The sequence below is a fragment of the Echinicola salinicaeni genome, assembly GCF_014280965.1.
Lineage (GTDB): Bacteria > Bacteroidota > Bacteroidia > Cytophagales > Cyclobacteriaceae > Echinicola > Echinicola salinicaeni.
The window spans coordinates 159,821-186,647 of the sequence record NZ_JACODZ010000002.1 but is presented as its reverse complement, the minus strand read 5'-3'; the positions used below and the strand labels follow the sequence as shown (position 1 = coordinate 186,647).

General features: G+C 39.7%; 21 protein-coding genes. 7 read left to right on the top strand and 14 right to left on the bottom strand.

The features are described 5' to 3' along the window. The first annotated feature begins 360 nt into the window (after positions 1-360). From H7U17_RS04270 to H7U17_RS04255, 4 genes are all read left to right on the top strand, one after another. Positions 361-4,383, top strand: a complete 4,023-nt coding sequence (locus tag H7U17_RS04270) for a hybrid sensor histidine kinase/response regulator transcription factor (RefSeq protein ID WP_186755212.1) — start codon at positions 361-363, stop codon at positions 4,381-4,383. A gap of 64 nt (positions 4,384-4,447) precedes the next feature. Then, entirely contained in the window at positions 4,448-5,260 is an 813-nt protein-coding gene (locus H7U17_RS04265; RefSeq protein WP_186755210.1) for a LytR/AlgR family response regulator transcription factor, read from the top strand. A gap of 54 nt (positions 5,261-5,314) precedes the next feature. Then, the gene (locus H7U17_RS04260; protein ID WP_186755208.1) at positions 5,315-5,482 is read left to right on the top strand and encodes a hypothetical protein; all 168 of its coding nucleotides are present in this window, start codon (positions 5,315-5,317) and stop codon (positions 5,480-5,482) included. Positions 5,483-5,746: 264 nt separating this feature from the next. Further along, a complete protein-coding gene (locus H7U17_RS04255) occupies positions 5,747-6,115 on the top strand; it encodes a GreA/GreB family elongation factor (RefSeq protein WP_186755206.1) in 369 nt (122 codons plus the stop codon). Between the two features lie 360 nt (positions 6,116-6,475). Here H7U17_RS04255 and H7U17_RS04250 read toward each other — a convergent pair whose 3' ends face one another. Continuing rightward, positions 6,476-9,367, bottom strand: coding sequence for an NPCBM/NEW2 domain-containing protein (locus tag H7U17_RS04250; protein ID WP_317172683.1), 2,892 nt, complete (start codon positions 9,365-9,367; stop codon positions 6,476-6,478). Between the two features lie 450 nt (positions 9,368-9,817). On the opposite strand from H7U17_RS04250, the gene H7U17_RS04245 reads away from it, so the two are divergent. After that, positions 9,818-10,198, top strand: a complete 381-nt coding sequence (locus tag H7U17_RS04245; protein WP_186755204.1) for a hypothetical protein — start codon at positions 9,818-9,820, stop codon at positions 10,196-10,198. A gap of 60 nt (positions 10,199-10,258) precedes the next feature. On the opposite strand, the gene H7U17_RS04240 is transcribed toward H7U17_RS04245, so the two are convergent. The 4 genes from H7U17_RS04240 to H7U17_RS04225 all read right to left on the bottom strand — a co-directional run bounded on the left by H7U17_RS04240 (position 10,259) and on the right by H7U17_RS04225 (position 13,670). Further along, entirely contained in the window at positions 10,259-10,633 is a 375-nt protein-coding gene (locus H7U17_RS04240; protein WP_230981259.1) for a c-type cytochrome, read from the bottom strand. A 219-nt stretch (positions 10,634-10,852) separates the two neighbouring features. Further along, a complete protein-coding gene (locus H7U17_RS04235) occupies positions 10,853-11,557 on the bottom strand; it encodes a DUF434 domain-containing protein (protein WP_186755200.1) in 705 nt (234 codons plus the stop codon). 69 nt (positions 11,558-11,626) lie between these two features. After that, positions 11,627-12,466, bottom strand: a complete 840-nt coding sequence (locus H7U17_RS04230) for a PAS domain-containing protein (RefSeq protein ID WP_186755198.1) — start codon at positions 12,464-12,466, stop codon at positions 11,627-11,629. A gap of 310 nt (positions 12,467-12,776) precedes the next feature. Continuing rightward, on the bottom strand, positions 12,777-13,670 hold the full coding sequence (locus H7U17_RS04225; protein ID WP_186755196.1) for an AraC family transcriptional regulator: 894 nt from the start codon (positions 13,668-13,670) through the stop codon (positions 12,777-12,779). Between the two features lie 103 nt (positions 13,671-13,773). Here H7U17_RS04225 and H7U17_RS04220 point away from each other — a divergent pair, with 103 nt between their 5' ends. After that, on the top strand, positions 13,774-14,631 hold the full coding sequence (locus H7U17_RS04220; protein ID WP_186755194.1) for a phytanoyl-CoA dioxygenase family protein: 858 nt from the start codon (positions 13,774-13,776) through the stop codon (positions 14,629-14,631). A gap of 563 nt (positions 14,632-15,194) precedes the next feature. Here H7U17_RS04220 and H7U17_RS04215 read toward each other — a convergent pair. Together H7U17_RS04215 and H7U17_RS04210 are read right to left on the bottom strand one after the other, a co-directional pair. After that, the gene (locus H7U17_RS04215) at positions 15,195-16,718 is read right to left on the bottom strand and encodes an arylsulfatase (protein WP_186755192.1); all 1,524 of its coding nucleotides are present in this window, start codon (positions 16,716-16,718) and stop codon (positions 15,195-15,197) included. Between the two features lie 466 nt (positions 16,719-17,184). Beyond that, positions 17,185-18,072: an SDR family oxidoreductase gene (locus tag H7U17_RS04210; RefSeq protein ID WP_186755190.1), complete on the bottom strand. Its 888-nt coding sequence runs from the start codon at positions 18,070-18,072 to the stop codon at positions 17,185-17,187. Between the two features lie 131 nt (positions 18,073-18,203). Here H7U17_RS04210 and H7U17_RS04205 point away from each other — a divergent pair, with 131 nt between their 5' ends. Further along, a complete protein-coding gene (locus H7U17_RS04205) occupies positions 18,204-18,569 on the top strand; it encodes a winged helix-turn-helix transcriptional regulator (RefSeq protein WP_186755188.1) in 366 nt (121 codons plus the stop codon). A gap of 55 nt (positions 18,570-18,624) precedes the next feature. On the opposite strand, the gene H7U17_RS04200 is transcribed toward H7U17_RS04205, so the two are convergent. The 7 genes from H7U17_RS04200 to H7U17_RS04170 all read right to left on the bottom strand — a co-directional run bounded on the left by H7U17_RS04200 (position 18,625) and on the right by H7U17_RS04170 (position 26,699). Further along, entirely contained in the window at positions 18,625-19,980 is a 1,356-nt protein-coding gene (locus H7U17_RS04200; protein WP_186755186.1) for a hypothetical protein, read from the bottom strand. Beyond that, on the bottom strand, positions 19,977-21,032 hold the full coding sequence (locus tag H7U17_RS04195) for a c-type cytochrome (protein WP_186755184.1): 1,056 nt from the start codon (positions 21,030-21,032) through the stop codon (positions 19,977-19,979). The genes H7U17_RS04200 and H7U17_RS04195 overlap by 4 nt, the downstream gene beginning before the upstream one ends. Before the next feature lie 446 nt (positions 21,033-21,478). Next, the gene (locus tag H7U17_RS04190) at positions 21,479-22,519 is read right to left on the bottom strand and encodes an SMP-30/gluconolactonase/LRE family protein (protein ID WP_186755182.1); all 1,041 of its coding nucleotides are present in this window, start codon (positions 22,517-22,519) and stop codon (positions 21,479-21,481) included. Position 22,520: 1 nt separating this feature from the next. Continuing rightward, positions 22,521-23,843, bottom strand: coding sequence for a GntP family permease (locus H7U17_RS04185; RefSeq protein WP_186755180.1), 1,323 nt, complete (start codon positions 23,841-23,843; stop codon positions 22,521-22,523). A gap of 311 nt (positions 23,844-24,154) precedes the next feature. Further along, the gene (gene dgoD / locus H7U17_RS04180; RefSeq protein ID WP_186755178.1) at positions 24,155-25,312 is read right to left on the bottom strand and encodes a galactonate dehydratase; all 1,158 of its coding nucleotides are present in this window, start codon (positions 25,310-25,312) and stop codon (positions 24,155-24,157) included. Then, complete coding sequence (locus H7U17_RS04175) at positions 25,299-25,946, bottom strand: bifunctional 4-hydroxy-2-oxoglutarate aldolase/2-dehydro-3-deoxy-phosphogluconate aldolase (protein WP_222439132.1); 648 nt, start codon at positions 25,944-25,946, stop codon at positions 25,299-25,301. The genes dgoD and H7U17_RS04175 overlap by 14 nt, the downstream gene beginning before the upstream one ends. A gap of 9 nt (positions 25,947-25,955) precedes the next feature. Continuing rightward, a complete protein-coding gene (locus H7U17_RS04170; protein WP_186755176.1) occupies positions 25,956-26,699 on the bottom strand; it encodes a FadR/GntR family transcriptional regulator in 744 nt (247 codons plus the stop codon). Positions 26,700-26,827: the final 128 nt, after the last annotated feature.

Genomic DNA, 26,827 nt, shown 5'->3' with positions numbered 1-26,827 from the left:
CTGGACGGGAATTACTTTATTGAAATCAATAAAATCACCACTGCTATGATGACCGCTACGCATATTATTTCTATCCAAAGCCATCGTATATACTTCTTTCTTAAGTTATTTTTCATCGGGTAGTTTTAATAAAAATCAAATAGGATACTTCAATTTTAGCCTATTAAGGCTTATTTGAGGGGAAAAAACTGGTCAATTAAGCACCTATTTGTTGCAGCAGGCCATCAAGGGATTATATTTTTTTTGTGGCCATAATATTTGTGGGAAAATCCTCATTTCAAATCAAAAAAATTTTACTTTTAGGATTCATCCAAATTAACAAAAGCCTTGTATCACCATTACCCAAAGTCACCTAGGTACTTGACTAGCTATATTATAAGGTTCTTCCTCTGTGCCATCCTTGCCTTTGGTCACAATCTCCTTTTTGCCCAATCAGCCATCGACCATATCACCACTAAGGATGGCCTTTTGAATAATTATGTCACCTGCATATATCAAGACCAAGAAGGCTTCATATGGATCGGCACAAAAGAAGGAGCCAGCAGGTTCAACGGCCTGGACTTTATGCACTTCACACATAATCCCAGTGACAGCCTGAGTCTTTCGAGTAGTATGGTACTGGATATTGCCCAGGATGGAAAGGGAAATATTTGGCTAGCTACCAATGAAGGACTGAACCTGATCAAAAGCGGTTCAAATAAAATCCAACAGATAAAATTTGAAAGCGCCAAGCCAAAGGGGAACCATATATCCAAGCTGTTTATTGACAATTCAGATCAGCTATGGGTGGGTACTGGTAGTGGAGAACTTTATAGGTACCAAGATGACAAGTATGCTTTTGAGCATTTCCCCACAAATGGCATGGCAGAAATAAGGGATATTATCCAAACCAAAGACCAAAAGTTACTGATCGGATATGGCGCTTGGGTCCTGCGAAATAAAAAAGGAGGGCTGGCCATTTTTGATATGAGGAAAAAAAAATATCTGGAGCCCCAAAAAGGATTGATCCCTCCTGACTTTTCGGTCACACAGCTTTTAAAAAGTGATAACAAAATCATCATTTCCACCTATAATAAAGGATTGTACCAACTGGACCTTGGCAAGGAACAATTAGAAAAGATAAATACTCAAACAGCCCATACTGACCTAATTTATCATATGGTCGAAAAAGCTGATGGCAACATTCTGTTGGGAACTGATGGGGACGGCATTACAGAATTTGATATTAAAAAAGGCCAAATCAGCTCCCTAGCGGAAAACAAAGCCATGAATAGCCAGGCCATCACTTATTTGCTGGAAGATAATAACCAAATCATTTGGGTGGGCAGTGTTAATGGAGGTTTGTCCAAAATCGACCCCCATAAAAGCAAAATCGACCATTGGGCCTTTACCAATGACCCCAACAGCGGATTAAGTGGAAAATCAGTGTTAAGCTTATCCTATAGCAAAAACAGAGGAATATGGCTAGGTCTGGACCATGGGGGACTCAATTATTACCATTTGGGATCAAAGCAGTTCAAATATTTCCCTCCTCCCTCCCCTTCAAAGCAAAGTCCCGCTGATGACGTCATCAATGGGCTCATGGAAGACAGCAATGGAAACCTTTGGCTAGGATATTACCTTTATGGTCTAGGCAGGCTCAAGCAAGGAGAAAAAAACTTTGAGCATTATCTAAAGGATAACTGGATGTATGGAGCCACTTATGTAAAGGCCTTTTATGAAGAAAAGGATGGATCATTATGGCTTGGCACCAGGAACCAAGGCTTGATTCAGGTAGATAAAGACTTCAATTTTTCCACCAACTACAAGCATCTCCCCGGTAATGAGCGCTCACTGCCCCATAATCACGTAACCACCATATTGGAAAAGGATCCAAACCACCTTTGGATAGGAACTTTTGGCGGACTGGGCATTTTGGACAAAAGGAGCGGTGAGTTTAAGAACTTCCAAAACAATCCAGATAATCCAGAAAGCCTGCAGGGGACATTGGTTTATTCCCTATGCAAAGACAGTTTGGGGAATCTATGGGTGGCTACAGACAAATCCCTAAATTACCTTGATGTCAATACAAGAAAATTCACTTCCTATAATGTATCCCACGGACTACCCAGTAATACCATAAAAGGTATCATACTTGATGATCACCACGAGCTATGGGTATCCACCAACAGGGGCATTTCCCATTTTGAACCGGAAACCAATTCCTTTACCAATTATGGTTACCAGGATGGCATTCAAGGTATAGAATTTAACGAAAATGCCATCCTGAAAGATCCATCAGGAAAGTTATATTTCGGAAGTGTCAATGGAGTAACTTCCTTTCACCCTGACAATATCAAAAAGAATAAAATTCCTCCTAGGGTTTACCTTTCTCAATTATATATTGCCAACTTTCCAATCAATAAAGATGATAAAACGGGCATTCTGGATTCAGCTTTATCCCATACCAACCATATTACCCTAAATTATAACCAATCGGATTTCACCATAGAGTTTATCGCCTTAAGCTACACTTCCCCAGAGAAGAATCAATATGCTTATATTTTAGAAGGCTTTGACAAGAGCTGGATTAATATCGGTAACGAACGAAAAGCTATTTATACCAATATTGACCCTGGAGAATATGTTTTCAAAGTCAAGGCCGCCAATAATGATGGTCTTTGGAATGATATTCCCAAAACAATATCAATTACCATTTTGCCCCCTTGGTGGAAAACATGGTGGGCCTATTCTCTTTATTTATTGTTGATTATTGGAGCCATCTATGGAATCAGCAGGGCATCATTACACAGAATGCGATTATTGAATGCCTTGAAAATGGAAAGGATTGAGAAGCAGCAGCAAGAGGCTCTTTCAAAATTAAAGATCAACTTCTTCACTAATATTTCCCATGAATTCAGGACTCCTTTAACCCTGATCATTGGTCCTGCCAAATCCCTACTAAAACAACAATTGAATGAAAAGAGCAACAAACATGTAAAACTAATACAGTCAAATGCCAAACGGTTAGAAGTACTGATCAATCAATTAATGGATTTCCGAAAAGCAGAAGAAGGAGAAGTCACTATCTCCACCAGCAAAATCGAACTGGTATCCTTCCTAAATAATTGTTTAGAAAATTTTTGCTTTCTCGCTGAACAGCAGCAAATCAAGTTAAAGACTGAATTTGAATTCTCTAATAAATCCATTGAGTTGGACCAAAACAAATTGGATATCATCCTATACAATTTACTTTCTAATGCCTTTAAGTTTAGTAAAAAAGGAGGAGAGATAATTCTAGGACTCAGGACAAGTGGTGCAGATATTGAAATTTACGTCAAGGATAACGGAATAGGAATTCCAAACAATGAACTTGAGCATATTTTCGAATCTTTCTACCAAAGCTCCCATAGTTTACCAGGGACAGGTATTGGCCTGCCCCTTTCCAAAGCCTACGTACAATTGCAGGGAGGCAGGATTGAAGTAAAAAGCAAAATAGGTGAGGGCAGTATCTTCTCAGTATTTTTACCCGATAATATTAAGAAAGGCGAAAAAAACAGACCAGAGCACAAAAACAGCAGCCTGTTGATTTTGCAGGATAAAGAAACCAACAATATCCCTAAAGTCCGCCATACAGACAAGGTGCTCATCATTGAAGATGATCCACAGATGCAAAGTTTTATTTGGGACTGTTTCAAGGAAAGCTACCAAACACAATTGGCAAATGATGGAATAGAAGGTAAAGAAATGGCAGAAAAGTGGCAGCCAGACCTTATCATCAGTGATGTAATGATGCCCAACCTGGACGGACATTCACTAGTGAAAATGCTGAAAGGGAATTTCATGACCTCCCATATACCTGTGATACTTTTGACTGCCAAAGCGGAAGAAGCGGATATTCAAGCAGGTCTATTAACTGGAGCCGACGACTATATGACCAAGCCTTTCAGTCCTGACATTTTGCAAACCAAAGTGCAGAATACCATTTCCATACGAAAAAAATTAAAAGACATTTATAACCAATCCTCGTCTAAAGAACCTGAAAAACTGAATTTGACAGAAATGGACAAAGACTTTCTCCAAGCTGTCAATCAGTTCATTGCGGACAATTATACCAATCCAGAATATGACATCAACTGTTTGGCTGCATCTATGGCATTGAGCAGAAGTCAGCTTTTCCGTAAAATCAAAGGAATTACCGGAAACACCCCACATTCCTATTTACAATCCTATAGATTGAACAAAGCCAAAGACTTACTTGTAAACAGTGGATTGAATATTTCTGAGGTAGCCTATGAACTTGGCTTTGGAACCGTCAAAAACTTTAGACTTGCTTTTAAAAAACAATTTGACTGTACCCCAAGTGAATACCTTAGCCAAAATGAAAAAACAAAATCCCAATAGGTTAATTTCCAATAATCCTTTAAAATAGCAAGACTATCTCATATTTTTGGGCATACAGTTAATTATGATAGATTTTAAGAAAAGGTTCTTCCAAACTTTTCCAATATTAGAAAAACCTTGGGAAAGATGGCTTTTAATAGGCTTTTGTGCCGTCTTCTCCATTTTGTTCATCAATATTTACACCCCCTTCAATATCAACCATTGGGCAAATGACAACGGGATGAGTCAATTTTTCCGCTTGTCTGCCTTTGGCATTATTGGAGGCTTGTTCTTGGTCATTTCCCAATTTATCCTGCGCCCCCTTAGCCTAAAAAACCAGTGGACCCTAGGAATCTTTGGAATATGGTTTCTGTTGGAAATTCTATTGTTGAGCCTAGTGTTTTTTCTGATCTATGGAAACCATTACAATAGTTTTGGAATAGAATACCTCCAAAGTATTAAATATACTTTTTTGGGCTTATTGATTCCCTATTTACTGGCCATAGCTGTGATCTTGATCATAAAACAACAGCAAAAAATCCAAACTGTGGAAGCTCCCAAAGCTGAAATCATTCAGCTAAAAGATGAATATGGGCAAAACAAATTATCTATTAAGCCCCAGTACGTCATATACCTTGAATCTGCGGACAACTATGTGACTATACATTATTTAGATGGCAGGATCTTGAAAAAAGAAATGCTCAGAAATACCTTAAAGTCCGTGGAAGAGCAACTCAGTCCATTTGGCATTAAACGTTGCCACAGATCCTACCTTGTAAATATTCAACAAATAAAAATGGCAAAAAAAGCAAATGGAAAAAGCCTACTTTTTCTTGAGGGTACAGAGTCCATCATTCCGATATCAAGGAAGTACTTACCTGATTTCAAAAATTTTTAAACCGTAAATTAAAATTTACGTTAAACCCTATAATAATCCAGTAACAATATAGGGATGAAAGCATTCAAACCACATAATAACGCAGATAAAAGCAAGGTTAAATTAAAGCCTATGGCTTCTCCTGTATGTTATTTACTGGACCCTGATATTGATCCCCAATACCTTTTTGATGGGCTTCCAACTACTACTAAAAAGAATCAGGATAGCCATCCCAATAGTTAATATTAGCCTTTATTTTTCTTAACATAATTCATCAACATCTTGCATTCAAATGAACATATTATCCAGTATGAAGTGATTTCCTGCAATACGGGAAGAGATGTTATTCTCATGTTTTCATGTAACAAAGCCTTTATCACTTTGCTCTCCACGAGTAGATAGTGGAGAGCTTTCCCTTTTAAAAAAAGGTAGAACCTGATTACTCAGGTGAACGGCCATTATCCAATGTGCCCTGAAAACATATGTTTTAAAAACAACATCAACATCATGAAACCGATCTTAAAAAAAACTGATTATCAAACCATTAAAAACATCATCATTTCTGGAAACACCAATGGTTTACAAATTGACCTTAGACAATTACAGGAGGAACTGGCCAATTGTAAGATTGTTGAAGACAGTGAAGTCCCCAAAAACACGGTAAAAATAGGTTCAGAAATTGAAGTAAAGGATTTGGACAATACTCAGGTCATAAAGGCAAAAATTGTCCTTCCGCATCAAGCCGACCTCAAGGAAGGAAAAATATCCATTTTAGCCCCATTAGCAGTCGCCTTAATTGGATTTAAAAAAGGCAAAATCGTTACATGGCAAATGCCCGCTGGCATTAGAAGGTTAAAGATTTTATCCGTTAAATAAAAAGTTTTTCCATTCGAACAAAACAAAAACGAGGCGGTCTCATTTGTGCTAGATCAATGCAATCCTGTCTTCAGAAGGCAGGTCCGATGAACATCAGAAAGGGTCTGCCTGTATTCTTTTTAAGAAGCAGTCTCTCCTCAAATAGATGAATTGATTTCACTTCATCCTTGATGGCGCATTATCTGTTTTTGAGAAAGCCTCGTTTTTGAAATATCCCCCATTATCTGTTATCTCAATAGTTTATTCATTAATGTTTCTTATTAATAGTACAAATTTGTCTTACAAGCATTCTGAATATTGTCACAACAGAAAAGCCATGTTAAAAACCTGGGGCAACAGATAGATTACTTTTTCATTTTTTCACTCGATTACCAGCCAAGTATATGAATTAGCAGGGATATCAACTTCTACCTCGATAGAATAGTCACGAGCCAGTTTATAATCCATTGGTTCTCCTTCTTTTACCCTTACCCTGGCAGTCTCACTTAAACCGGTATAGTAAAGTGGCAATTTGATTTTTCGTTTTATATCTTCTCCAGTGGGGTTAAAAAACATGGCCAATCCCTTTTCTTTCAAGGCTGGATTGGCATGCATAAACCCATCCCAATCTTTTCCTGAGGGTCGGCGCAGGTGAATCAAATCACTGTTCAGTATTTCACGGTATTGCTTGTACCAACTGATGACCTCCTTCACCAAAGTTTTTGTTGCAGGCGAATCATATAGCCTTGGACCTCTGTAGCAAGCCTGAACTCCTGATCCATAGTTTTGCATCATATGATTCTCATAGTCCTTTAAATGGTCTTTTAGAGGCTCCAAAGTAGCGGCAGCCCCACCTCCATGGTATTGGGTAAGCGGCACAAAAGTCCAGCACATACTTGGGATACGGTCCCAAAGTCCATCATAAATATTCAATCGGCCATGCATAAGGTGCCTTTCCCTAGGAAGTGACCAGTTGACTTCCCTGTAACCTATGCCTGTTTTATTGGTACCCGAATTGACATAAAAATCCGGTACATTCATATATATTCCTTCTGCACGCATCCATTTATAAAGGTCCTGTATTTGAGCATATTGTTTCCACTGAGAGTCCCCCAGTCCATTATGATGGGCATGACTAGTGGACGCACAGACATTTCCAGGGTAAGATCCATCGTTCTCAAATACCTGCATACCTGTTTCGTCAAAGAACTTTTTGATCTTTCTAAAATAATCATAACCCCATTCGCTGCTCAAGCAAGGAGAAGAACCGAAAATCATACCACCACGCTTGCCTGTTTTTGGGTTTATCACATCCACTTCTTCACTGATCCAGCGGCTTGAAAGCAAAGAATAACCGCCCAATTCAATGCCTTTGGAATTGGCATATTCTCTCAACGCTCTGAATTTCGCATAATTTTCTGCTGATTCATCCTCCATATTCATTCCGCTACCAAAACTCAGGATGATCATCTCATAGCCCACCTCAGCACATTGATCAACAGCTGTTTTCACCACTTGTGGATCGGTGGATGTCAAATGTAGAAATATCGGATTTTCAGTAGTCCAGGGAGAAATAGTTCGGTACATTTTCCTTTTGAACAAGCCTTGTCTTTCCTGTTCTCGGGTATCCATAGGTGTTTCCCATACCCTAAAAGTAGTCAATGAAGCCCCCGCTGAAATTCCAGTATCAGGGCCCAACGGTGGCTTCACTTCTAGCAAGCAAGGAACACTCATGGGGTAATTGGTCTGTGAAGTGTATCTTGGATCTTTCTCCCAATAAGTCGTTTTATCAGAAGTTTTTTGCTGCATGGCACCAAAAGCATAATCCGTTTCAATATGAATATTTGGCTTCACCCAATGTTCTGGAATATCCACCAAATTCTCTCCCTCCACCATGGCCAATTGCTCCAACTTAAAGCTGTTCAGCTGCACCATAAGGTCTCCATTATTGATGACCTCTATCCATTTTGAAAGTGTTGGGATTCCATCATAAAGCGCATAATGCACTTTTACCAAAACATCATCTTTGCTAAGGGTAAATACCAATTCCTTACCAGTGGGCATTTCCTTGTTCATGGCCCAGCGTACCTGCTTCCATTCAAGACGGTCAGTAAGGTCCTTCACCTCAAAATCCTGAATCTGAAAAGAATTACTGGTAGCATTAAGCTCCTCTACCCATTTCATCAGGGTGTAGCCATATTCTCTTTGTTTACTTAAGCCACCGATCTCATAAGTCTTGCCATCTATGGTCAAAACACCTTCATTAGATACCGCCCTCAATAAGCTTTCGCCAGTCATTTGGTTGATATAATCAATCGTTGCCAAATTCGGACTCAGCTTAAACACCCTTGCGATCAGTCCATTGCTCAGCACAATATTATCGTCATCATCTCTGTAAACAGCGGCATTGGCTTTGGAATTATCCACCAACCAGTCATATTCAGGCTGGGATAAAGGCATGTCTATCTCTGGAAATCCAGCTAACCGCTTCATCAAATGATCTTTGACCTCACTAGACTGCTCCACTTTTTCTCCAGAAAAATCCCCTGGGGCAATATTGGGGGCAATTTCAAAATATTCAATAGCAGGGTTGATCCAAACAGCATGGTCACCGCTTTCTCCATCTCCAGCATTTTCTACGACCATTTCAAGCAGACCTCCCTTCACATCCAGATCTACCTCCTTGGCAGCATCCCCACGCCTCATGATACCACTATTATAAACCTCCTTACCATTGTGCAGGAGCTTAAAAACCACAGTTCCCCGGTCAACCGTTCCATCCTCACCTTCCACTCCTACAAACTGCTTTTTAGTATCCGTAACATTATAAAAGATGCGCTTTCCATCTGTTAAAGGAATGGCTTTCACTGTTTCAGCCGAATAATCGATATATGAGTCATTTACCCCCACCTTTGCGGAAAAATGACTTCCTTTATTCATTTTGATTTTTATTACCGAATGGGAATGCACTCCTATGCCTTTGGAAAACTTCTCTCCCCCAACAGACAATTCTTCCCCAGTAACTGACTTGTTTTTCGCTGGTGCAGCATAGGTCTGCTGCCCTGCTGAAATCTCTAATTCCTGCAATTCTGTAACCGTCTGTGCCCTGCTCCAAAACGCGGCCAGAAACAGTAACATTACTGATAGCGATAATTTATACTTCACTTTGTCCTTCATTTTGATATTACTGAATTTATATAGATATAAATTTCCATAACAGGATTTGATATGGACTTGCTCTATCTTATAATTAATTTCTTGAACTTCATTCACGACCAAGTAAATCAACTATAACAAAAGGAAAAATAACAAAAAATTAATTAATCACTTTCTTTTACCAAATAAATCAAAACAACGAAAACAATAGATTTAATATACAAATCAATTGTTTTCTTTTTCTTGTTATATTTTTGCCCTGACCATAAGGAGCTATGCTGATTCCCTAAATATAAGTCCTCATCATTATACCAATATTCCCGCTAAACATTGGTATAAGGGATCAATCATAAAAAATAAATCTTCATGCATAAAACTCCCAATATTAAGGCTAATAGGCGATGTCATTGAGCCCTAAATGGCATAATTCATCCCTAGAGTTATTTTATTTCTTTAGAAAAACAGGCTGTTCATCCCTAAATAGACCAATAGGCCCCATAAATCCATTTTGCATTCCTGAGCCTACTACATTTGTTTCATCATGTTTAACCAAAAAATTATCACATTATGAAAAATCTAGTAGTATTATTTTTGAGCATTATTTCTCTAACATTTACCCACTTAGAAGCCAAGGAACTTTCCCCCGCCTCAAAATACTTGGGAACTTGGACCTATGAATGTAATGAAGCCCCTTATCCATATCATGAAGGTAGCATTGTAATAACAGAAAAGGATAATAAGACTTCGGTAAAGGTGATTTTTGATGACGGTGATTCGGCCACGGGCAGCAATGTAAAAATCAAAGAAGGGAAACTTTCTTTTGAGATTTGGGTGGAAGGTAATAGTGTAAAAACTGTCTTAGAACAAAAAGGAGCTAAGTACATCGGTAAGGTCAATTCACCAGAAGGACAAATGAACCTAAAGCTAGAAAAAAAATCTGCCAATTAAACTACCATTTAACAAGCTCAAAAAGCAGGAGAAGCGATCATCTCTTGCTTTTTTCCTGCCTTACCTTTCTTCCAAGGACAAAATATAGGCAACCATGGCCTTGGCATCTTCCAATTCCAATTTGGGATGAGGGCTCATGACTGGATGTCCCCAAGTCCCACTACCTCCCGAAATCACCTTTCTGCCCAAGAGTTTAAAATAAACCTGATTATAAGGATACCTCCTGGCAATATCAAAAAATGTTGGGCCTTTACCCGCGCTTTTCTCCCTGTGGCATTCATAACAATCTGCATAGGACACCAATACTTGCCCCCTTTGCACCAAAACTGAATCAATGGGTTCATCCTCCCCTGGCACCACATAAAACTCCTTTTGTTTTACCTCTTTCTTTTTCGAAGCACTATCAACCTCCTTTTCTGCTTGACATGAAAACAAGATAAAAACCAAGCAAAGAAAACTAACCAAGATATTTGTTATTGCGGTAATTGCAGGCATAATGGGGCGTGGGCGTGACCATAAGTTTTCATAAAAATATAAATTAGAGGATAAAAAAAACAATAATACCAAATTACTGGAAAAAGATCCTTCCTCTCGTCAGGAAGACAGAATTGAGTATTCTTTATAAAATCCTGTTCAATTATATTTACGCCCTACTCATACTGCGATAATATTGGAATGGTTAATGTGGTGATTGATCAAATATGCCCCAAGATTAAACCATCTCCTAACATGGTCCAAAATCCCACCATCCGAAGTAACCACAACATTACTACTCGTGATCAAAATCTTATCGGGATTCATAACCAAGTCTGCAGACCAGCCAAAACCATTATTATCACTAATTTCCAATACCTTGTTCTTTATTCTTCTGCTATTGGAAACAGGATAGTCAAAATACCATTTAACTGAATTCACCTGTAACTCTTTCAAGGCCTTACCTACCAAAACAATCGCATGGTCGGTTTCAAGTACCCGCCGATAGGAACCATGCACGCTAGAAATATCCCGAAAGAGCCCATCCCTACCTTTAAACACGTAGGCTCCAGACAATATGCTTTCCAAAAGAATCAAAAGATTAAAACCATCTATTTCTACATCCTCCTGCTTCACATTTTCTATGGCACAGCTGGACTGAATTCTTTTGGTTATTTGCTGTTCACCAACACTTATTCTATAAATGGCTTTTCGTTGTCGCTTGTTCAGCTTATACCTGTTGCCTACAAGCTGTAAAGCGGATCTTTCCGCATATCCACGGCTCAAAAAATAACAGAGGTCATCAACAGCTTCCTTGAACACAGGTTGCCATTTTGGAGCAAACCATTTATCATCACTCGAAGATTTACCTATATTTCTTATCATATAATATCTATTTTTTGCTTTCCCAGATCATACATCTTTATGAAAACAAAACATTATTTATCTCTTTCCTTAGGACTTTTTGGAAAAGTCTCGGAAATGACGCTTTCCATTAAGCGCCTTTTCGTATTCATTTTTACTTAAAATATTTTCGTCCAAGACCATGTTCACCTTACAGATGGCATCTAAAAAATCATTGATGGACTTCGGGTCTTTGCGAACTACCTCATTGATATAATTATAGTCCACATTAATGCAGATAGCCCCAACTATCCCCATTTTATTCTTATAGATAGGAATGGTGGTGCACTTGAATCTTCGACTGCCAATATTAAGTTGGTAGTTGAGTTTATCCTGATTATTGGTATCTCGCCTTTTTAGGTCCATTACTAGATTCGTTGCAGGAGCTTCAATATTTCTTCCTGTAACATTATTTTTTATGCAATACAAAGCCTTGGAGGGGTTGCTAAGATTATGTAGTAATATCTCAATTCCGCAATCGGGAAAACTTTCTCCAATCAATATTACAATCCGCTTGTAATTTTCAAGAAATTGTACGGATTCATCCAGTACCTTATCCCCATTATATAGTTTATAAAGTTGCTCATATTGATCCAATAAATAGCCTTTCAGCAGCTGCCGGGCATTGTTTTGCTCCCCGATCAACACCAATTGCTGCCCTGCTTGAAAGTCCTTTTCTTTTAATAGTCCCGATACAGCCTCTTTGAACAAAGCCAAATCAAACTGAAGCATTTTCTTATCATCCAGAGAAAATGGATAAAACTTATACCTTTCAAGTGGTTGGCCTTTGTTTTTCTTCCTTTCCTGATACCTACCGTACAAAAATCCAATGCCCACAAATACTGCCGAGGCAATCAATCCATAAATAATATTTAAAATCCCTTCAATCATGATCAGCTTAAATGATAAAAACACACCAAAAGGTATTCGCTATTTCGCTGAACTGTCTAAAAAATGAGTCTATCTCCAGACATAACAAGAACTTGATTATCAATAAAATTAACTAATTCTAATAAGATTAGAAAAAATCAAACGATCACGATCAGACTATATATGAACATTCCTATTACAAAAGCATCAAATCCCTCCCCTAGAGAACTATAAAAACTTTGAATTGCCATTTCTTATTTGAGTTTCTTTGCAATTAATATAGTAAAATAGCTTACTCTTCTCTCTCCATGGTAAAGAATTAAACCCCTTCCTACTTGGGAAACTCTCCTACATCTAACTTCCAGTATTGCTTCTGGTAATCTCTTGGAGACATATTCTTTATTTTCTTAAACTGCCGGTTAAAGTTGGAAAGGTGATTAAAGCCCGATTCATAGCAAATCTGGGAAATATTTAGCTCGGTCTTCATCAAAAGCTTACAGGCATTCCCAATTCTTACCTCATTTAAAAAGGCTGAAAAGTTCTTATTGGTATGAAGCTTGAAATACTTACAAAAGTATTCCGGAGTCATATAAACCAAGGAGGACATATCAGATAAGGTGATTTTTTCTCTGAAATGTTGTAATAAATAATTAATAACCAATTCTATCTTACCCGAATCCTTTTGATAATGCAGATCTGGCTTATAATCCGGTGAACTCAAATACTTTTTATGCCTGACGGTTGACATGGATTCCAGCAACATCAGCAGGGAAGTCACCCTGCTCATTCCATCCAATCCTGCAAGCTCTTGAATTTTCATTTTAAATTTTTTCTGTTCTTTCCCAAAGAACCTAATACCTCTGCTTGAATTTTGAAGTAACTGATTAATCTTCTCCATTTCAGGGATACAGAGAAAATCACCTCCCAAAAAATCCATATTGAATTGAATACAAATGGCCCGCGACCTCAAGTCAGGATCATTATTATAAAATTCAGGATCACACTGCCAAAGGTGGGGTGTATTGGAACCTACCAGAACCAAATCATCTGGACCGAAGGGTTCGATGCTGTCTCCTATATATTTGCTCCCATGACCTTCCAAGATCAATAATATTTCGAATTCTGGGTGAAAGTGTAAAGGGGCCGTGAAATACGGCTTATTGACTTCCTTGACAAAAAAGGATTGATGGGGCAGCGTATTGATTTTCTCCAAAGAAATTTTCATAAGCTTAAAATAGTGCCATTTATGAGCAGTTTACAGGTAGAAACTTCTAATAAACTGCTGTAAATTGTCCTGATAAGTTTTTGTGCGTTAAATATTAATATAAATGAAAAGAATAGAAAACACGAATTCTGGCAAAGAAAGAAGAAAAGGCGATCACTATTTAATCACTGAAGAAGAAATCCAAAGCTATAAGGACTTGGGTTATCTGGTATTGAATGATGTATTGACAGAAGAAGAACTGAGCTTTTTGGATCCTTGGTTTGACCATTTTATGAGTGGAAAAGAACAGGAACGCATGGGCAAGGATTTTTGTGATATGAGCCAACCTTATGGAACGCCCATCGATGAATTCCAATTGGTAAATGCCATGCTTCCCAGTAAATATGCCCCAGAATTGAAGGACAATATTTTCACTAAAGTGGCCCAGAGTATCGCTGACCAGCTCTACACAGAGGGTATTGCCAAAATGGATTATGAACAGTTTTTGGGAAAAAAGCCCTCCAAAAGCAGAGCTGAATTTGCCATGCACCAAGACCTGGGCTATTGGCCGAAAACCAAAAACACCTGGACAGCGACCTTTTCTTTAGCACTAACCGATTCGGAACTAGAAAATGGCTGCTTGCAAGTGGTTCCAGGCACCAATAAAGAAGTAGAATTAAGAAAGCATAAGCCCATAAGTTTTAATGCATCCAAAGAAAATGACTCAAGAGGCGATGCCCATACACTGGTCATAGAAAGCAAAGCCACTGACGAAATTGTCTATTTGCCTGTAAAGCGAGGGAGCATCACCATCCATGATGAGCGAATTGTTCACGGTTCCGGCGGGAATTTGGCACAAACATGGAGAAAGACCTACGTGATGGCTTTTAGAGATGCTCAAACCATCAAAGAAGAAAGATCCATGGGCTTCACTCATTCCCATAATGATAAATTGGATTGGAAAGATGTTATTGGGGAATGATTTATCCTTTTATTTAAACTTGGTATTTGATCTATTAAGCGGATTGTTAAGGGTGAATACAATAAGCATTCCGTGTAGAATATTTTATCACTCTGAGCAAAGCAAACCTGTCTACCTAAGGCAGAGAGTCTCTTATAGCATTATATAACCAAAGAGATTACTTAAACCCAATGCGATTTTCTGATTTTACTATTAAAGGCAATAAGCTCATCATTAAAACGCCATAGACGAAGTATTAAAAAGCAATAGCACTCAATTACTGGAAGATATCCTTACTTTCGACAGGATGACAGTTCTTTGTGTTCTCTATTAAACCTTATTGATTAGGATGATTTTGTCAGGCTGAGTCCTAGCATTTAGTAGATTTACAATTTGTATAAAATAGTTGTAAGAGTGTAAGAGGGAGTTTCGGTACTTCGAAAAGCTCAGCAACCCGACAGGCTCGGCAATTTGAACCTGCACTTGCCCCACTGTGTTCTCCGTTGTTAAATCTTATTTTCACCCAATAAAAAAGGTTCGGCTTATTCAACCGAACCTTTAGCTAAGATTTCCTCTGATGCTTTTTAATTATTGACTGTTTTCAATAGCGTACTAAAATCGTCCAACTGAACCGAATAACTTTCCTGGCTTGGAGGAAATTCCTTGAAAGTCTGCAAAAATGCCCCTAAGTGCGTTCCTATCTGTCCCAATACCCAACTTCTATTCTCCGCCCACTCATCGTAGCCCCTGGCCTTATGGAACCTTTCGAAAGGATCCAATTTTAAATTGGTAATGATCGGTGTACTTAAAACAGTTTGTGGTGAACGGAACCATTTTTCTTGGTCTCTAAATAGTACTTTCCAATCCCCATAGCGCATACCATGTAAGGTCGTTTCTGTAAAGTAGAAAAATTCCTTTCGTTTGGTTTTACCATTATTCAAGATAATATCACTTTGATCGTAACCATCTAGATGCACCTTGAAGTTATTTCCTCCAATATTTTTCCCACTCTTCAAGTCTTCTTTCAGGTCTTTTTGTCCTAACTGGGCCATAATGGTCGGAACCCAATCTTCCATGGTCATAAATTCACCAGTAGCAGTACCCGCTGGGATATGATTATCCCATTTTACCAGCATAGGGACCCTGAAGCCACCTTCCCAGCCACCTACACCTTTTTCACCATGAAAAGGCTGATTGCCACCATCAGGCCAGCTATTGGAGGCTGCACCATTATCCGTGGAGAACATAATAATGGTATTTTCATCCACTCCAAGTTCTTCTAGCAAATCCAATAACTCTCCGACGTCATCATCCATTTCTTTCATTCCATCGGCATATAAGCCATATCCTGTAATCCCATCATAATGCTCATTTAGATTCGTACGGTAGTGCATACGTGTCATATTATGCCAAACAAAAAATGGCTTATCATCCTCTACCGCATCCGTAATAAAGCGCTTCGATTGCTCTAAGACTTCCTGATCTATATTACGCTGGCGCTCTTTTCCCCAGGGACCAAGGTCTTCAATTTCTTGCTCTCCATTTTCTTTGGCGACAGAATGGATCACTCCACGTTCTTTTAAATTATTCTCCTCAATAAATTCTTCATTTTTGGGGAAATCATATTGCTCTGAGTATTCTCCTGCATTGAGGTGATAAAGTATACCAAAAAACTCATCAAATCCGTGATTGGTAGGCAAGTGCTCATCCCGATCCCCAAGGTGATTTTTACCAAACTGACCAGTTGCATAACCTAATGGCTTAAGCATTTGTGCCAAGGTGGGGTCCTGATCCTGCAATCCCTGAGGAGCCCCTGGAAGACCAACCGTACTCAATCCTGTACGCATGGGGTATTGACCTGTAATAAAGGCAGCTCGACCTGCAGTACAGGATGCCTGGGCATAATGATCCATGAAAATCATTCCATCATCGGCAATGCGGTCAATATTAGGCGTGGTACCGCCCATCATCCCTCTGTGATAAGCACTAATATTCCACATACCTACATCATCCCCCCAAATAATTAGAATATTTGGTTTTTCCTCCTGGGCCGAGGCGGTGAGTATAAAACCAAACAGTAATACAAATAAGCTTAATCTTCTTTCCATTTTAAACAATGTTTAATTACAAAATATAATTTTAAAGTACCCGTTGAGCAACACTGAATAAATTATATTATTTAGTTGATAAATACTATAGAAAAATGAATTGATTTTTCATTTTAATTCTTTTCCATGGTCTAATACCATATCTATTCCCGCTTTAGGCTTTGATAAATCTTAGAACAAGATTAGCGCAGGATTTAGCTCTTTTATTAAAAAATTTAAAGGGGTAAAAATCACATCAATAAAATACAACGATTTCTTGGATTTTAGCCAAAAGTAAACGTATCCTATACTAGGGGTATACGAGGACTGGGAGCATCCATAGGAGAACCTACTTTATTAGCGCATCACACACAGGCCTAAAACACATGATATAAGTAATTAAAACACAATAAAATTAAAATAGTACTATATAAAAAAAGGGGATGATTACATTTCATCCCCAATAAATAATAATCGGGATTTACTATTATTTATAAATTTGTGATAAAAACTTCACCATAGGAAGGGAACTTCTACCAAGCAGTTTTTTCAAATCTGAATTTGGAGCGTCAAATACTCCATCTGCTATGCCCAATCCGAAAATAGTCATCATACCAATATATTCTGCTGGAACTCCATTGGCCTTCATGGTGCTTTCAAATTCTCTTACTTCTGGCGATATATATGAAATTTTCTCCCCTGTTATTTCAGATAAGTATTTTGCCACTTGGGCAAAAGTAACTTTATCCGTTCCATTTAATTCATAGATTTTGTTTTCATGAATAGCGGCATCTGCCAAAACATTTGCTCCAATTTCGGCTAATTCCTCTCTCGGAACAAAAGCAGTTTTACCTTCTCCAGTGGGAAGATAAACTACTTTACTGGCCATTAACTGTTCTTTAGGCCCTAAAAACATTGGGATAATCTCACTGTAAAGATTATGGCGCAAAAATGTATATTTTAATCCCGCTGCTTTAATCCAGTCCTCAGTGTCCATATGAATTTTCATGGCACCATATAGAGGTGCTTCAGGAGAAAGGTGATTAAGGCTCACACTTGTATACAAAATATGATCGATACCTGCTGACTTAGCTGCTTCTACCACATTTTTGTGTTGAACGTCGCGCTTAGCAATGTCACTTCCTGAAACAAAATACAGAATATCTATTCCTGTAAATGCTTCTGTCAATGCTGAAGGATCATTATAATCAGCCACCCTAATTTCAAATCCTTCCTCCTTAAACTTAAGTGCCTTTTCGGATTTCCCATCCCTCACTAAAACCGCGATTGGTTGTTCTAGGGATTTATTTTTCAAATAATGAGCTACTGCTGATCCCAATCCTCCAGTTGCCCCTGTAATTAATACTTTTTTCATTTGGTTCCTTATCTATATTAAATTACTTTTAGTAAGTTAAAATTAAAAAGTAACTAACTTTTAATCAAGAACTTACACAAAACTCAAGCACTTACCCAAAAGTAAGTAATACTGAATATCAATAAGTTACAATGAAAAATAATTTGGAAATTTATGCTGATGTGGACAATTGTCCAATTCGTAATGTATTAGACAGAATTGGTGACAAGTGGTCTATGTTGGTACTATTAGTATTAAATGAATCAGATGTTTTGAGATTCAATGAGATTCATAAAGTAATCGGGTCGATTTCACAAAAGATGCTATCCACTACACTTAAGAACCTTGAAGCGGATGGATTAATAGAAAGAGAGGTTTATCCAGTTATTCCTCCCAAGGTAGAATATAGGCTGACTGCAAGAGCTGAAAGTTTAATTCCCCATTTACTCAGTTTAGCAGAATGGGCCAAAGATAATTTTATTCCAATTAAACAGTCCCGGGAGCGTTTTGGCTCTTGATATATTACCTGTCGTATTTAAGAAGTAAACTTCTTAATTAATCTCACGCTATATCCTACTCCCACCGCCAGTTGACAATAGCATTGAAATGGAGCATTTCTACCTTATTGAAAATCTGTCCATTGGTTAGGCCTTCACTGTCCATGGGCTCCTTGCTGATCAGCATAAGGTGCACATCCAGTCCCTTGATATTTTCTGGTTGGTATTTCATGCCAAAGTTGATTTGCCTATAGCTGGGCATATTGTACTTATTAGACTGGGCATCATTGAGATCGGGCAGCCAGTGTAATCCTCCCCAGGTATAGAAACTCATCGGAATATTTTTCAGCCTATAAGCCACATGGGCCGTAAGGGCATCCAATTGGCTATTCCCTTCATTTCTTTCCCTTGGAATAAAGGTATACCAAGCATCCTTGCCCCATTCCCTTGGGCTTAACCAGCGCCCCTTTCCATCCACATGCGTATAGTTCACATGAAGGGTCCAGTTCCTCGGCTTCCAGAGCAGCCGCGTAGAAATGGAATAATTCCTATCATCAGGATTCTTATAGCGCACCACAGGATCTGCATCTCCGCCTTCCCCTATCCCACTTTGATAGCCCATTTGAACGCCGTACACCCAGGAACTATTTTCCAGTTTTCTCCTTTTTTCGATTTGCAGCATGGAAGTGGTAAAAAGATTCGCGGCCATGGTATTGGAATAATGCAGCTTCCATCCTTCCTTCCAGATGCGGTCTATTTCCACTATTCCTGCCCAAGGGCTATGGGTATTGCCTGCATATTCGGAAGGGCTTCCCTGTTCAGATCTGCCAACAGGAAAAAGGCCTATGCTTTCTCCAGGTTTGAAAAAGGAACTACTGCCCCTGACACCAAACCTATTGATGGCCCAAAGGGAAAATTTCCAGCGGTCATCAGGACGGAACCAGGTATGCAAACCTTCTATTACGGTTGGTGCCAAGCGTCCATCCTGGGCATTGATCCAGTCTTGGTCAATCCCCATTCTGCCGATATTGACACCAAATTTTGCACCTTCATAGCCTAGATAACGGGTTTCAAGGTTTCCAAAAAACTTGTCTTGGGGATCTTTCAGATCAAATAATCCTGGCTCGTAGCGACTAGGTCTTCCGGATACAGGATCAGGGGTCCAAAACTCGGAACTGAACACATTGCCAAACATGCGATAGCCTACACCAAAATGCCAATTTTTTCGGTAGCTGAGCTTGGCCCCTAAGTTAAGGCTCATTCCCAGGGCATAATCCGAGCGAAAATCAAATCCGGGATAAGTGGTGTTCATCCAAAAGGCCCTATAATGGACATCTGGGGAAATCTCCCAGTCCTTTTCCTCCTGCACCTGCCCCACTGCCCATAGGGATATGCTCCAAAGCAATATGATCAATACATACTTTCTACTCATTGCGCAATGGATTTTTTGGCATTTTGAATAGGCTTAAATGGCCCGAATTTATGTTGTTCCTCAGTGAATTCATCTGCATAAGGTCCAAAGGGATGATCCAAAGGCTTTTTGGCAATGTCCGGCCAATCTCTGGAAAGGTCCTTTTCAGGTCTATCCAAACTATTCACATAAGCCGCCACATCCCAGGCTTCCTCATCAGTGAGCATCGGATTTTCAAAACTCGCCCCCAAGGGCATATTGGCCTTCACATAACCAGCAAAACGGGACATCCTGTATAGCCCTGCCCCTTGATTATAACTGTTTTCTCCCCATAGTGGGGGATAAATATATTCCTGACCTGCTTGGTCCAGCATGCCCTGCCCGTCTACTTGGTGGCATGATTGGCAATTATTGGAATAGACCGCCTTACCCTTGAGCGGGTCTGCGGCCCTGTCCATAAATCCAAGGGCATAGATCCCCGTACCCATTGGCTTTTCACCGCTTGGCACCTCCTTGCCCAACCATTTCATATAAGCTACCATGGCCTTCATCTCTTTTGATTCCCGGTCCAATGGCTTTCCATTCAAACTACGCTCAAAGCAACCGTTTATCCGGTCTGCGATATCGGCCAATTTGCCAGAACGTGCCCTGACTTTGGGATAAGTAGCAACTACTGCACCATAATTATTGCCTAAAGGCACCGTACCACCCTGCAGATGGCAATTTTGGCAGTTCAGACCATTGGAGATAGCCATCACTGTTCCTTTTGGCCCTAGGTACTTTGCGGTATGCACAACCAGCTCTTTTCCATATTTTATATCTTGGGCATTTTCTTCATCCTCCACAGCTTTCCAATCGGGTGCCTGCCACATTCCTTCTGCTGCTGCCAAAGGCAACAGCTTGCTTATTGTGCTTTCCACAGGAAGCTCTTTCTGCACTTCCTCAGTCACAAAAGTGGGCAATTCCACTCCCTGTTCCGAAAGAAACAGGATCAAGACCAGCACCAGCACAAAGCCTATCAATATGCCTACAAGTCCTACCAAAGCGGAGAACCATAGTATTATTTTTTTCATTAGATTGAATTTTTCCGTTCTAGTAATTCTCAAAAATCTTCAATTTTGTCACCAAAGGATGTGACAAGAATCACTTAAGGTGGTTTTAGACTATTTAAATCCCTAACTTGCTTTCCTTCAATAAAAAATATGTAAGTAGGCTATTGGATGAGTGAAAAATAGAAATACATCATCCTTAGCGCAGGAAGACTTTTTATGGAGGACCGCCCCTGTTAAATTGTAAAAAATAGACCGCTCGTCTTTATACCAATTAAAATTGTCTGTCTAAAATCCCCGTTCTACCCTATTGGATAAGAGGCAGGTATTAAAATCGGATAAAACCAGTCTACAATTGCCATCTGTAGTTCTTTAAAAAACATGCTGGTCAACTCCTAATGGTTTACAGCAATTAGTAATTAACAAACTCTAAATCCCAATAAATTTTGAAAAGTTGATTTCATCTCACTTTAATTCAGTCGTACCCTTAAAATATCTTTATGTGCGGTGAGGAATAGGTACTTTTCATCAGCAGTAAAGGCGCAGTTGGAAGTAAGTTGTCCCGTATATATTCTGGCCAGGGCTTTCCCTTCAGGACTGAAGATCCATAAACCTCCCGGTCCGGTTGCAAAAAGATAGCCTTTGCTGTGAACCTCCATTCCATCAGGAAGGCCATTGGCTCCCCCGGGTTTTACCAAACCTGTTGCATCGTAAAAGATTTTCTTATTACTCACTTTACCTGTTGCAGCCAAATCATACTGATACCATACTGCATGCTTTTCATCCGAAACAGCCACATAGAGTTTATCCTCTTTTGGAGACAGTGCTATCCCATTGGGCCTGGACAGGCTGTCCAAAAGCAACAGCTCACCGGTATTCAGGAAACAATAAACGCCTTGAAAGTCCAGTTCCTTACCCATAAATTCAGGTGGCAAACCATAGGGAGGATCAGTAAAATATAAGTTTCCTTTTTTATCAAACACCCCATCATTGGGTGAGTTGAAACGCTGACCTTGGTACTTATCTACTAAAGTCTCAAAATCTGCGTTTGGTTGATCCAGTCTTGCCTTCATTCTAGCGATCCTCCTATCCCCATGTTGCATCAGGATCAAATCCCCATTGCTATCCAAGATCAAGCCGTTGGAGCCTGGCTCATTGCTATAGTTGCCCTTTCCCGAATAACCTGAAGGCTGCAAATAAGTACTGGTATCACCTGCTGCGTCTAACTTATAGACCTTATTTTGGGGGATATCAGAAAAAAGCAAATATTGCCCTTCTTCCACCCAAAGCGGGCCCTCGGTCCAGGTAAAGCCTGTTGCCAAAAGGCTTATTTCGACATCTGTAGAAATGATTTCCAAGGCCTCATCATCCAATATCTCAACAGTATAACGACTTTCTTTTTCCACCAAAACTTTTGAATCATCAATATCAGCAGTTTGGGATTCTTTGTTTTTTTGACAAGCTGTCAAAGCAGATAGGCATAGGGCAAAAACAAGGTAATTAGCTTTCATTTTAGGCAAATATTTGAGTGATAATAAAGATCAATAACATGGCTGTGGTACCAAAGATAAATGTCCCGGCCGTCTGTACCTGGTAACCTTGTTTTACGTTCATTCCAGTAAGTTGGGTGAGCACCCAAAAGAAACTGTCATTCACATGAGAGGCTACAGAAGAACCTGCACCGATGGCCAATACTGTCATGGTCTGCATAAAGGGATTATCAAGTCCTAATACTGGCATTAATGGGGCACAAATGGATGCAGTGGTCACCAAGGCCACCGTGGAAGAGCCTTGGGTAGTTTTTAAACTTGCAGCCAAAATAAAAGGGAAAAACAAGCCCCATTTCATTCCAACAAAACTACCTGTGATCATTTCTGCTATCCCGGAGTTTTGGAGCATTTTTCCAAATATTCCTCCGGCCCCTGTGATCAGTATTATTGGAGCTGCCACCCGCAGGGATTCCCCTATCCAGCCCTTTGAGGAAAAAACCCTTTCATCCAGTTTTTTAGGTAAAGTCAAAGCCAGCAATACCCCCACAAACAAGGCTATTACTGGAGTACCCAAAAAGGTTAAAATATCCACCCAAAGGGATGGTTCCAAATGAACACTGGGGTATTCCAACACAGATTTTATCAAAATCAATATCAGGGGAATCAACACTGCTAAAATGGATTTCCAGAGTTTAGGTTCTTCACCTCTTTCCACTACCACATCAACCTCAACAGGCAAATTGATTTTAGAAGCCACCCTAGTTGCATACCAATAGCAAGTAAAAAGAGACAAGCCACTCACCAAAATCCCCCAACTGATCACATCGCCCAGATTTGCTCCCAAAATGCCTGCAGCGGCAATCGGCCCCGGAGTAGGTGGAACCATCACATGTGAAGCTGTCAAGCCCATGGCTAAGGCAGCGGTGGTCCCCGCAAATGACACTCCAGCCTTGGAGGAAAGCATCTTGTTCAATGGATTCATCATCATCAAAGCACTATCTGCAAAAACGGGTATAGAAAGGAAATACCCCGTAAGCATCATGGCCAAATGAATGGACTTTTTCCCAATTTTTTGAAGAATTCGGTTTGCAATAGCCAAGGCCCCGCCTGATTTCTCCAATATGGTCCCGATGGTTACCCCAAAGAGAATAATCAAGCCAATTTTACCTAGAATGTTCCCAAAGCCATTATTGACAGCATCTAGGATTAGTTCAGTACTCATACCTGAGATAAAGCCATAACTTAGGGCAGAAATGAGCAACATAAAAAATGGATGTACTTTAAACTTGACTATTCCCAGCACCAGAAGGGTCAAGGAAATCAAAAGTGCAATCAAATAGGTCATTGGGTTAGGGTTTATTAAGTTAATTGTTTATAAGGTGGTCAATAAGTATGTCATCTCGAATTAAGCTCAATTAATCTGATCTGCATTTTTGGAAGACAGACACAAGGCATGACAACCTGAATTTTCTTGGCTCATTTCTATTTTTTGGGCCAGAGGCTCAAATTTACAAGTACCAGGTCGAAGACTTGGTACAACCTTTGGATTCACAGATTATCCTTAATTACAACTTCCTAATTCGTACCTCCAAACATTGTTCTTCAATCTTGATACTGATGACTCAATACTCACTACTGGATACTGAATACTTCATATTACCATTCTGCAAAATTCCCATCTTTGTTTCTCCAAATCGGGTTGGCCCAGTTATGGCCAATTTCCTGTCCTTCCAACAGTTTTTCCTCATTCATTTCTATCCCCAATCCTGGTCTATCAAAGAGCTTGACATAGCCATCTTCAAGTTCAAATGCCTCTGGATTCAACACATAATCCAACAGGTCAAAACCTTTATTATAGTGTATTCCCAAACTACTTTCTTGAATAATGGCATTGGCGGAAACAAAATCAACATGCAAAGCCGAAGCAAGTGAAACAGGCCCCAAAGGGCAATGCGGTGCCAAGGTGATGTCATAGGCCTCCGCCATCGCCGCTATCCTTCTGACCTCTGAAATTCCACCTGCATGACTTAGGTCAGGCTGGATAATATCCACCACTCCCTCGTGCAATAATGCTTTAAAATCCCATCTCGAAAACATCCTTTCCCCAGTGGCAATTGGAATTGAAGTATAGGCATAGATATGCTTTAAGGCTTCATTATTTTCTGACAACACTGGTTCCTCAATAAAAAGTGGCTCGTAGTCGGCCAATTCATCTATCAATCTTTTCACCATAGGTTTGTGCACCCTTCCATGAAAATCCAAACCTACATCCAGATCATATCCGAAAGTCTCTCTGAGCAATTTGATATTATCCACTACCTTTTTTACATCCCTTATTGAAGCCACCCAATCCAATTCTCCTGTGGCATTCATTTTTACGGCCTTATATCCCGCATCCACCTTTTCCTGCGCCTGCTCCAAAACCACCTCTGGATGATCTCCGCCGATCCAGCAATACATTTTCATCTTTTTGCGGACTGCCCCACCCAAAAGCTCATATACCGGCACATTCAGGTGTTTGCCCTTGATATCCCAAAGGGCCTGATCAATACCTGAAATGGCACTCATTAAAATCGGCCCTCCTCTATAAAAACCTCCACGGTAAAGCACCTGCCAGATATCTTCTATTTCATTGGCATTTCTGCCGATCAGGTACTGTTCCATTTCCCGCACACAGGCCTCAACGGTAGCTGCCTTGCCCTCAATTACTGGCTCACCCCAGCCCACAATTCCGGATTTGGTGGTGATTTTTATAAATAGCCAGCGTGGTGGTACTTTAAATAATTCTATTCGCTCAATTTTAAGATCTCCCATGATAACTCTTTAATTTTTCCACAAAACCCCTGGCTTTGCTCTCAATATTTCCCTTAGTGAATTCACCCTTTTCAATATTAGTCAACACGCTCCCCAAGCCGAGACCAGCAGCTCCTGCCTCCAACCATTCAAGCATATTGTCTAAGTTAATCCCTCCCACAGCAAAGAAACTCACTTCATCAAAGGGACCTTTAATCGCTTTCAAATAGTTGTTACCAAAATTGGCTGCAGGGAATAATTTGACAATATCTGCTCCTGCTTCCACTGCATCGCTTATCTCCGTTGGTGTCAAGGCTCCCATTACAATAGGTACCTGATGTTCATGGGCCATTTTCACCAACTCCTTTCGGGTATTGGGAGACACCAAAAACTGGGCTCCTGCTTTTAGGGCCTTTTCAGCCACGGACACATTGGTAACGGTCCCTGCTCCGATGACAGCATCAGGATGTTTCATGCGACTTTCCCTTATCATTCTCTCAAAACCGGAAGTATTGGAGGTGATTTCTAAGACCTTGATTCCTCCGGCCGAAAGTCCTTCAATAATTACAGGCACTTCCGATTGCGTCCTCGTCCTGACTATAGCTATGAGTTTTTCCTTTAGGATAAAATCTTTTATTTCTTCTTTGCTCATCATATTTAACATCTAAGACTTGCCTGATTCCGGTTTGGGTAGGGATTTATAGTAATTGTCCCAAGTATCTTTCAAATGTTTTCTCATCGCCATTTCCGCAGCATCAGGATGCTTTTCTTTAATGGCTGAGAGAATATCACCATGGTGCCGGAGCATATTGATTTTCTCGGCTTCCAAATCCCCTGCCGCTGGCTTGGCAAAAACATTGACTTTGAATTTGGGCATGAGGTTAAAAACAGGGCTTAATAATAATACGAGTACCTTATTACCTGTAATTGTCAATAAAATCCTATGAAACTCATTGTCCAGCTCTGCCTCTTTTTTCTTCTTATCCAAAGGACATTGCTGCATTGCCCGCATATTTTTCTCCAGCAATTTGATATGGTCTTCATTTCTCTTTTCAGCAGCTTCCCTGGCAATCTGCGGTTCCAACAGCTGCCTGGTCTCAATGGTCTGAAGGATCAGGTCTGTGTCTGAGGAAAGCTCAAAAAACATATTCAATATTTCTGAGGCATTTTGCACACTTACCTCCGTAACAAAAGCACCACTGCCCTTTTTGACCTCTATTATTCCTCTTGCACTTAATATCTTTATGGCTTCTCTGATAGCCGTACGGCTCACATTAAAAATTTCACAAAGGGCATTTTCTGTCGGGATTTGCTGACCGGGCAAATACTTCCCTTCACGAATGGAACGGGTTATATCTTCTACTATTTGCTGGCTTAAAGGCTTCTTCTTCCCAATCTGTTGAAACATAAATTCTTGTATTTTTCAAAAGATATAAATTTGTCATACATCATACAAATTAACGTCTCAAAAATCTCAACCAAAATACCAATGAATTCTATTCAAGAATCAAAAAAATCTTCGGTTACTGAGCCCTT